Origin of the sequence: Salsuginibacillus halophilus (genome assembly GCF_003014715.1) — a bacterium.
In the GTDB taxonomy this organism is placed as follows: Bacteria; Bacillota; Bacilli; order Bacillales; family Marinococcaceae; genus Salsuginibacillus; species Salsuginibacillus halophilus.
The window spans coordinates 1-1,515 of record NZ_PYAV01000027.1 but is presented as its reverse complement, the minus strand read 5'-3'; the positions used below and the strand labels follow the sequence as shown (position 1 = coordinate 1,515).

The following is a 1,515-nucleotide window of genomic DNA, read 5'->3' as shown; positions in this document are numbered from 1 at the left end:
TGCCGGTCTCAAAAGACCGGCTCGTAGTTACTCCATAGAAAGGAGGTGATCCATCCCCACCTTCCGGTAGGGATACCTTGTTACGACTTCACCCCAATCACCTGCCCCACCTTCGGCGGCTGGCTCCTAAAAAGGTTACCTGACCGACTTCGGGCGTTGCAAGCTCTCGTGGTGTGACGGGCGGTGTGTACAAGGCCTGGGAACGTATTCACCGCGGCATTCTGATCCGCGATTACTAGCGATTCCGGCTTCATGTTCTCGAGTTGCAGAGAACAATCCGAACTGAGAATGGCTTTTTGGGATTGGCTCGGCCTCGCGGCCTCGCAACCCTTTGTACCATCCATTGTAGCACGTGTGTAGCCCAGGTCATAAGGGGCATGATGATTTGACGTCATCCCCACCTTCCTCCGGTTTGTCACCGGCAGTCACCCTAGAGTGCCCAACTGAATGCTGGCAACTAAGGTCAAGGGTTGCGCTCGTTGCGGGACTTAACCCAACATCTCACGACACGAGCTGACGACAACCATGCACCACCTGTCATTTTGTCCCCGAAGGGAAAACTCTGTCTCCAGAGCGGGCAAAAGATGTCAAGACCTGGTAAGGTTCTTCGCGTTGCATCGAATTAAACCACATGCTCCACCGCTTGTGCAGGCCCCCGTCAATTCCTTTGAGTTTCAACCTTGCGGTCGTACTCCCCAGGCGGAGTGCTTAATGTGTTTACTTCGGCACTAAGGGTATCGAAACCCCTAACACCTAGCACTCAACGTTTACGGCGTGGACTACCAGGGTATCTAATCCTGTTCGCTCCCCACGCTTTCGCACCTCAGCGTCAGTTACAGACCAGAGAGCCGCCTTCGCCACTGGTGTTCCTCCACATATCTACGCATTTCACCGCTACACGTGGAATTCCGCTCTCCTCTTCTGCACTCAAGCCTTTCAGTTTCCAATGCCATTCCGTGGTTGAGCCACGGGCTTTCACATCAGACTTAAAAGGCCGCCTGCGTGCCCTTTACGCCCAATAATTCCGGACAACGCTCGCCCCCTACGTGTTACCGCGGCTGCTGGCACGTAGTTAGCCGGGGCTTTCTGATCAAGTACCGGCAAGGTACTGCTCTATTCGCACAGTACGTTTTCTTCCTTGATAACAGAGCTTTACGACCCTGAGGCCTTCGTCACTCACGCGGTGTTGCACCGTCAGACTTTCGTCCATTGCGGATGATTCCCTACTGCTGCCTCCCGTAGGAGTCTGGGCCGTGTCTCAGTCCCAGTGTGGCCGATCACCCTCTCAGGTCGGCTACGCATCGTCGCCTTGGTGAGCCATTACCTCACCAACTAACTAATGCGCCGCGGGCCCATCCTGCAGTGCTAGGATAAATCCCAGCTTTTACGAAAGAATCAGGCGATTCTTCCGGTCATTCGGTATTAGCCCCGGTTTCCCGGGGTTATCCCGATCTGCAGGGCAGGTTGCCCACGTGTTACTCACCCGTCCGCCGCTCGATCCACCAGCGTCATCCC

1 rRNA gene is annotated in these 1,515 nt (G+C 55.2%); it reads right to left on the bottom strand.

Annotation, left to right across the window (positions count from 1 at the left end):
• Positions 1 to 38: 38 nt before the first annotated feature.
• Positions 39 to 1,515: ribosomal RNA gene (locus B0H94_RS14895) — 16S ribosomal RNA — on the bottom strand; the annotation flags it as partial.